Here is an 8,095-nt window from a genome sequence, read left to right on the forward strand (position 1 = left end):
TACCTCACCTAGGAATTACTGAGCCTAAATTAAGTGTTTAATTGCGCTTATTCAGACTCATGTCATTTAACGCACAAATTGTTCAGCGGTTAAGCCAAATAGATTATCCACCGGTGTTTGCAATACCTGACGATGCATATCAGCACGCGGTAAAATACGCTCGGCATAAAAACGTGCTGAGGCAATTTTAGCCTGATAAAACTCCACATCTTCTGGATTTTCTTGCGCACGTTTCGCCGCCACTGTTGCCATTCTCGCCCATGCATAGGCTAACAATGCATACGCGGAAAATTGCATAAAATCAGTGGCACAACCTCCAATTTCTTCAGAATTTTGAGCTGAGCGCTGCATAATATCGGCGGCTAATGAGCGCCAATGAGCGTTGACTGATAGCAAAGGAGTTAACAAGCTGACTAGCGCCACATTACTCTCTTGTTGCTGACAGAAAGCATCAATTTCATCCTGCAAGCGCGTTAATTCTGCGCCTTGATCACCCATCACCTTACGACGTAATAAATCCAGCGACTGAATGCCGTTGGTGCCTTCGTAAATTTGGGTAATACGGCCATCACGCACTAATTGCTCCATGCCCCATTCGCGAATAAAGCCATGCCCACCGTATACCTGCATACCGATATTAGCGGCTTCGGCACTCATGTCAGTTAAAAAAGATTTAACAATAGGTATCAGCAAGGCAGCACGAGTACCGGCTAATTTACGCTCTGTCGCATCGTCATGAAAATGTTCAATATCCAAAGCTAAAGCAGCGTCATACGCTAATACACGGCAACCTTCTACTAAGGTTTTTTGTGTTAGTAACATACGGCGAACATCAGGATGAACAATAATAGGATCGGCGGCTAATTCTGGATGCTGCGGGCCGCTTAAGGCACGCGACTGCAAGCGTTCCAAGGCATACTCTACGGCCCCTTGATAAGCCATTTCGCCTATACCAAGGCCTTGTAAGCCTACCTGAAAGCGGGCGTCGTTCATCATAGTGAACATACAGGCTAAGCCTTTATTTTCCTCACCAATCAACCAGCCTTTCGCGCTATCGAAATTCATCACACAAGTAGCGGCGGCTTTAATGCCCATTTTATGCTCAACCGAGCCACACACCGCAGGGTTACGCTCACCCGGTTCGCCTGCATCGGTTGGTAAATACTTAGGCACTAAAAATAAACTAATGCCTTTTACACCGGCGGGTGCATCGGGCAGACGAGCCAATACCAAGTGAATAATATTCGACGACATATCCTGTTCGCCGCCGCTAATAAAAATCTTAGTACCACTCACCGCATAACTGCCATCCGCTTGCGGTTCAGCTTTGGTTCGTAGTAAGGCTAAATCGGTACCGGCGTGAGGTTCGGTTAAACACATAGTGCCCAGCCACTCGCCCGACACAAGTTTCGGTAAGTACGCATCCTTTAATGCTTCACTGCCGTGCTTTGTTAGCGCTAATACAGCGCCTTCGGTCAGACCCGAATAAACACGGAACGACAAGTTGGCGGCCATCATCATTTCGTGAAAGGGCGCAGCCATCGACACAGGTAGACCCTGACCACCGTATTCTTCTGGCCCTGTCATTGAGGCCCACCCGTTCTCGCAAAACTGGCGATAAGCTTCAGGAAAACCATCTGGGGTTTTTACTTCACCATTATTAAACGTCACACCTTCTTCATCGCCAGAACGATTTAACGGTGCTAAAACGCCAGCGGTAAAGCGCCCGCCCTCTTCCAGTACGGCATCAACCAATTCTGCATTTAAATCACTACGGCCAATGGCAGCATAGTGCGAAGAAACATCCAGCACTTCATGCAGGGCAAAACGCATATCACGTAATGGGGCTTTAAATGCTGTCATTATTTGCTCTCCGTATTTATGTCAGAAGAATTCACATCGGCGAAGCAACGCTGTTGTTCTGCAAGCCGTTGTAGCAAAGCGGCCGGTTTAAAGAATTCACCATGCTCAGCTTCCAATGCTTTTAATGCGTTATACACATTGGCAACACCACGTTCATCGGCATACGCCATAGGACCACCGCGCTCCGCTGGGAAGCCATAGCCATTAAGATATACCTTGTCGATATCTGCACTACTGCTGGCAATGCCTTCCTGCAAAATACGCGCACCTTCGTTAATTAAGCCTAAGAGGCAACGCTCTACAATTTCATTATCGCTAATGCTACGACGTGCAAAGCCAGCAGCGGTGGATATTTCGACAACCAGTGCTTCCACCTCATCATCGCGCAAGGCTTGGCGACTGCCGGCTTCATAGCGGTAATAACCTTTGCCATTCTTTTGGCCAAAGCGCTCCATCTCACACAAACGGTCATCAACCCGTACGTTTAATTCGTCGGCGGAACCTTGCTCAAACTTAACATCGGCCATTTGGCGCGAACGCCATTCCAAGTCGATACCGACAACGTCGTACATACGAAATGGCCCCATAGCCATACCAAAGGCCTCTAACGCCTGATCAACTTGCTGTGGCAAAGCGCCTTCTAACAATAATCGACGTGATTGAAATACATAGGGCTCCAACATGCGATTACCGATAAAGCCGTGGCAATTACCGGCAACCACAGCCACTTTGCCGATGCGAGCACCGAGGGCTTCAACCAAACCTAATACGGCCGGATCGGTTTTAGCACCGCGTACAATTTCCAGAAGCTTCATGATGTGAGCAGGGCTAAAGAAATGCATGCCCAGCACTTTTTCTGGACGCGAGGTCTCGGCTGCGATGGCATCAATATCAAGGTAGGAGGTATTGGTCGCCAAGATGGCGTCGGCATTTACCACGCGATCAAGCTCACGGAAAATAGTTTGCTTCAGAGCCAAGTTTTCATACACGGCTTCAACCACCAATTGCACATGAGCGATATCTGCATAGTTGCCGGTATCACTAAAACAGGCCAAGCGCGCATCCATCTGTTCTTGGGTAATACGTTCGCGCTCAACCATTTGTGCGTAGATCTTACCGATATAATCCATTGCTTGTGCGCGCACATCGTCATTCAAGTCGAGAAGCGTTACATTAATGCCCGCGTTAGCGAAAGATATGGCAATACCGCGCCCCATAGTACCGGCACCAATTACCGCAACTTGCTCGACTGCGGCGGCTTGAAAATTCTGGGTCATGTCTGGCTCACTTTTTCCGTAGTAAAAATTAACGACTCGACACTCGGGTGCAAACCCCTGGCCGGTAGAAATCAAAGTTAGTGCTATAACTTATTGTGTCTATGAATATATGCAACTCTGATTTGATTTTATTGCTGGTATTCGATGCACTCATGCACGAACGCGCTGCAGTAGGTATGGCTGAGCAGCCATTACTGAGCCAACACACATTAGTAATACTCCAACCTCTTGCGTGTAATATCAGACGATCAGCAATGAGTTCGTACTACTCAGGGTATGCAACCAACCGCACAGACACTAGAGCCAGAACAGCCATTACGCGAGGCAATTGACCCGCATCTGACCTCTCAGTGGCAAAGACAGGCAGCAAAATCTGCCTTCTACTAGCATCTAACCCCATTTAGTTATACATTAGTTATACAACAACTCTATATTTGTATAATTATGCGTATCGGCCTTATTCTTGGTGACCAATTAACACACTCGCTAGCAAGTCTGCGCGTGCTTGATCCTAGCTGTGATCGTATCCTCATGGCGGAAGTCGCAGCGGAAGCCAGCTATGTGCCGCATCATCCTCAAAAAATTGCACTCATTTTCAGTGCTATGCGCCACTTTGCCGAAGACTTACGCAATCAAGGATGGCAGGTCGACTACCACGCGTACGACGCGCAGTCATCCTGCTCTACCTTGCTTAGCGTGGTGCAATCGTACGCCAAAGAATTTAGTGCAAGCGCCATTATCACCACCGAATGCGGTGAATACCGTCTACAACACGCTATAAGCAATGCGTGGCAACAACAGTTAGGCATCCCAGTCGAATGCTATATTGATGATCGCTTCATTTGCACTCAGGCAGAATTTGCACAGTGGGCAGAGGGTCGTAAGCAGTTACGGATGGAATATTTCTATCGCGACATGCGCCGTAAAACAGGCCTACTCATGCAAGGCGATAAACCAGAGGGCGGTGACTGGAATTACGACGCCGACAATCGCAAGCGCTGGAATGGCGATCCCGCCTTACCCGACCCGCTCACGTTCGCTCGGGACGACATCGATAAAGCAGTGATAAAACTGGTAGCCGACGAGTTCTCCCATCATCCCGGTAATATCGACACCTTTGAGTGGGCGACTACTCGTAGCCAAGCACTAGAAGCATTAGCGCATTTTATACGTTTTCGCTTACCGTATTTTGGTGACTATCAAGATGCCATGGCGAAAGATGAACACCAGCTATTTCACAGTTTGCTATCACCCTATATCAACTGTGGTTTATTGCTGCCATTGGAAGTATGCCAAGCTGCACTAAAAGCCTACGAAGAGAATCATGTACCACTTAATGCAGCAGAAGGATTTATTCGCCAAATTATTGGTTGGCGCGAATATGTACGCGGTATTTACTGGCTAAATATGCCCCAGTACGCGCATTTAAATAAACTCGGTAATACACGCGATTTACCACGCTATTATTGGGATGGTGATACCCAAATGGCGTGCATGAGCGATGCCTTCAAAACCACATTTAACCATGCGTATGCGCATCATATTCAGCGTTTAATGGTAACCGGTAATTTCGCACTTATTGCAGGGATCAAACCAGAAGACGTTTGTGACTGGTATTTAGCGGTATATGCCGATGCCTATGACTGGGTCGAGTTGCCCAACACACTGGGTATGGTAATGCATGCCGACGGCGGCTACTTAGGCAGTAAGCCATATGCAGCCTCAGGGAATTATATTCATAAAATGTCGAACTATTGTGGCGGCTGTCACTACTCGGTAAAAACGTCGACAGAGCACGATAGCTGCCCGTTTAACAGCTTGTACTGGCATTTTATTCAACGCCATAAAGAGCAATTTAATGGCAATCCGCGTATGACCATGATTTATCGTAGCTTTGAGAAAATGGACTCGGGCAAACAGCAGGCAATACTCGATCGTGCGGAATATCTTCTTAGCCATATAGACGAACTTTAATAAATACCCTATGACTCATCATAAACTTCTATTACCCAAAAAAGATTGCGCGCATTGCCAACAACCCTTTTGCTGGCGACGTAAATGGGCACGCAGCTGGGACGAAGTAAAATATTGTAGTGAGCGCTGTAAACGCAGCGCGAAGAGTACTTTGCAAAAAACTGCTACCACACCACCTAATCTATGCGCTGCCGCTCAGGTTGAGGAGGAATTTTAAATGCAAATATTATGGCTACGTAACGATCTGCGCTTGCACGATCATCCTGGCTTTCACCTCGCACGAGCAAAAAATCAGCCGTTAAGCATTATTTATATTATGCCCAAAGAATGGCTAGATAAAGATGCTCAAGGCATGACAAGACTAGGCGCGGCCAAAGCTAGATTTTTACGTAGCAGCTTAATCGATTTACACCGCACTCTTGATGAGCACACATTTGATTTAACTATTCTATTTGGCGATCCGGTTGAATTACTGCAAAAAATATACTTAGAGCAAGCATTTACTTTAATTACGGCTTCCGCCCAAGCGCCAGAAGAAGCCGACTGGCTAGCACGTATTGCAAAGCTTGGCATAACAGTCGAGTGTTATGAGCCCTACACTCTGTTCTCGCCGCAGCAAATGGTTGATTTCTTCGCTAACTGGCCTGCCACCTTTAGTCAGTTCCGACGCACGATAGAAAAAAATCCGCAGCAATTTCAAGTAGCGGAAGATATAAAAGCGCTCCCCCTTAAGCTCAGGGATACAATTCTGCCGATCTGGGCACCGGCACAATGGCCCGAAGAACACAGCCATACCAGTATTCAACTAAAACGTAACGGCGGCGAACGCATTGGCAAGCAGCATCTAAAAGATTATTTATGGGAAAGTAAATCGATTCAGCATTACAAGGCCACTCGTAATGAACTAATCGGCGATAACTTTAGTAGCCAATTAAGTCCATATTTAGCATGGGGATGCCTGTCTCCTCGACATATTTGGCATCAAATCTTGCAATACGAAGCCGCCTATCAAGCCGATGAACATAGCCAATGGCTGAAGTTAGAATTGCTGTGGCGCGAATATTTTCATTGGTCGATGCGCCACCATGGCGACGGTTTGTTTCAAAAAAATGGCTTACGCACCGACACGGTAAACTTTAAAAAAATACCCGACAAGATAGTGCAAAAACATTGGCAAGCTTGGTGTGACGCGAGCACTGGCATCCCTATGATTGATGCAGGATTAATTGAATTGCGCACAACCGGTTTTGTTTCGAATCGTTTACGACAGAATATGGCGAGTTACTTTATTCACCAACTACAACTCGACTGGCGCTGGGGAGCACGTTGGTTTGAGCAGCATCTTATTGATTTTGATGTCGCTAGCAATTGGGGAAACTGGGCGTACTTAGCAGGTGTTGGCCACGATTCACGTCCGCAGCGGCAATTTAATATCAATAAACAACTACAGGAATATGACCCCAAACTTAAACATATTCATCATTGGCTACCCGAGCTATCACAACAGTCGTTAGACGATATTCTTAACCATCAAACAAAAAATAAACTTATTTCTCACTACCCTAGCCCTGTCGTAGCGACTCAAGCTTGGACTCTATAAAGGTAGGATGAAATAGATGCTAAATGTCGTTTGGTTTAAGCGTGATTTACGCATACACGATCATCAGGCCTTGGTTAATGCTGCCGCTGACGGCCCCGTCATGCCGTTATATGTATTCGAACCCGAGTATTGGCAACAACCCGATACTAGCTTGCGGCAGTGGCAATTCGTTCGGGAATGTTTACTGGATTTAAACCAGACGTTAGAGCAGCGCTATCAAATGCCACTCATTTTCGTCAGTGGTGATGTTGTCGAGTTTTTGGAAAAAATTCATCAGATATACGGACCACTTAAACTTCATAGTCACGAAGAAACTGGCAACCTTTGGACGTTTGAACGAGATAAACGAGTTAAAAAATGGTGTAAATCGCGAACTATTATCTGGCAGGAGTCCGCTCAACAGGGAGTCAGACGGCCAAATCCGACGCGGGATATTTGGGCGAAACATTGGCTACAATCTATGCAACAGCCAAAAGTAAAAGCGCCGAACCAGCTGACTTCGTACCCATCAATTACTATCGAAAATAACGTATCTGCGCGGCTCTCACCTCTGCAAACATCGCAGTGGCCGACAATCGCAGGCGCGGATTTAACACCCTGCCCAGAACGACAAACAGGAGGCCGCACCCAAGCTGTTGCGCTACTCAAAAGCTTTATAAAACAGCGAAGTGAATACTACCGAGGCTCGATTAGTTCACCTAATAGCGCTGAGCATGCTTGCTCTCGCTTAAGCCCTTATATTGCCATGGGTTGCTTAGGTCTGCGCGAGCTAGTGCAAGTAGTTCAACAACAAAAAAAAAAGCACCGACTAAGCGCTGGCAACAAAGTCTGAGTGCCTTCGAATCACGACTTTGGTGGCACTGCCATTTTATTCAAAAACTAGAAGATGAGCCGAGTATACAGGGGCAATCACTGCACTCATCATATAGTGATATTCGCGATAATTTCGACCCTACATATTTACAGGCATGGAAAGACGGTAAAACGGGTTGGCCATTGGTCGACGCGTGTATGCGCTACTTAAAGCACCACGGTTGGCTCAATTTCCGCATGCGTGCCATGTTAATGTCGATTGCGAGTTACCCGTTATGGCTTCCTTGGCAACAAAGCGCACAGCATTTGGCGCGCTACTTTACCGACTATGAACCCGGCATTCATTATCCCCAAGCGCAGATGCAAGCAGGCACAACGGGCATTAATATTCCGAGAATGTACAACCCAACAACTCAAGCTGAAACCCAAGATCCGGAGGGTGTATTTATTCGACGCTGGATACCTGAATTAGCCAACGTTGAAACACCTTGGATACATCAGCCATGGTTAATGAATAACGCGATGCAAGAAAAAGCCGGTGTAACGATTGGCGTTGATTATCCGCATC

General features: G+C 46.8%; 7 protein-coding genes. 5 read left to right on the forward strand and 2 right to left on the reverse strand.

What is annotated here, in order from left to right; all coding sequences use genetic code 11:
* Positions 1 to 66: 66 nt before the first annotated feature.
* On the reverse strand, positions 67 to 1,863 hold the full coding sequence (locus UXZ23_RS13890) for an acyl-CoA dehydrogenase C-terminal domain-containing protein (RefSeq protein WP_320821157.1): 1,797 nt from the start codon (positions 1,861 to 1,863) through the stop codon (positions 67 to 69).
* Positions 1,863 to 3,215: a 3-hydroxyacyl-CoA dehydrogenase NAD-binding domain-containing protein gene (locus tag UXZ23_RS13895; protein WP_414491476.1), complete on the reverse strand. Its 1,353-nt coding sequence runs from the start codon at positions 3,213 to 3,215 to the stop codon at positions 1,863 to 1,865. Before UXZ23_RS13895 ends, UXZ23_RS13890 begins: the two co-directional genes overlap by 1 nt.
* A gap of 369 nt (positions 3,216 to 3,584) precedes the next feature.
* Here UXZ23_RS13895 and UXZ23_RS13900 point away from each other — a divergent pair, with 369 nt between their 5' ends.
* The 5 genes from UXZ23_RS13900 to UXZ23_RS13920 form a co-directional block, all read left to right on the forward strand.
* Positions 3,585 to 5,114, forward strand: coding sequence for a cryptochrome/photolyase family protein (locus UXZ23_RS13900; RefSeq protein WP_320821159.1), 1,530 nt, complete (start codon positions 3,585 to 3,587; stop codon positions 5,112 to 5,114).
* A 10-nt stretch (positions 5,115 to 5,124) separates the two neighbouring features.
* Entirely contained in the window at positions 5,125 to 5,331 is a 207-nt protein-coding gene (locus UXZ23_RS13905; protein WP_320821160.1) for a DUF2256 domain-containing protein, read from the forward strand.
* Entirely contained in the window at positions 5,332 to 6,714 is a 1,383-nt protein-coding gene (locus UXZ23_RS13910; RefSeq protein WP_320821161.1) for a DASH family cryptochrome, read from the forward strand. It begins immediately after the preceding gene.
* A gap of 16 nt (positions 6,715 to 6,730) precedes the next feature.
* The gene (locus UXZ23_RS13915) at positions 6,731 to 7,546 is read left to right on the forward strand and encodes a deoxyribodipyrimidine photo-lyase (RefSeq protein WP_320821162.1); all 816 of its coding nucleotides are present in this window, start codon (positions 6,731 to 6,733) and stop codon (positions 7,544 to 7,546) included.
* A partial coding sequence (locus UXZ23_RS13920; RefSeq protein ID WP_320821163.1) for an FAD-binding domain-containing protein occupies positions 7,465 to 8,095 on the forward strand: 631 nt, incomplete at its 3' end. The genes UXZ23_RS13915 and UXZ23_RS13920, both read left to right, overlap by 82 nt.

It is taken from the genome of Thalassolituus sp. (genome assembly GCF_034111725.1).
Lineage (GTDB): Bacteria > Pseudomonadota > Gammaproteobacteria > Pseudomonadales > Oceanobacteraceae > Thalassolituus.

What these genes read in the sequence shown, in the direction of transcription:
- UXZ23_RS13905 (WP_320821160.1), top strand. Translation starts at nt 5,125, where the DNA reads ATGACTCATCATAAACTTCTATTACCCAAAAAAGATTGCGCGCATTGC.
- UXZ23_RS13915 (WP_320821162.1), top strand. Translation starts at nt 6,731, where the DNA reads ATGCTAAATGTCGTTTGGTTTAAGCGTGATTTACGCATACACGATCAT.
- UXZ23_RS13890 (WP_320821157.1), bottom strand. Translation starts at nt 1,863, where the DNA reads ATGACAGCATTTAAAGCCCCATTACGTGATATGCGTTTTGCCCTGCAT.
- UXZ23_RS13900 (WP_320821159.1), top strand. Translation starts at nt 3,585, where the DNA reads ATGCGTATCGGCCTTATTCTTGGTGACCAATTAACACACTCGCTAGCA.
- UXZ23_RS13910 (WP_320821161.1), top strand. Translation starts at nt 5,332, where the DNA reads ATGCAAATATTATGGCTACGTAACGATCTGCGCTTGCACGATCATCCT.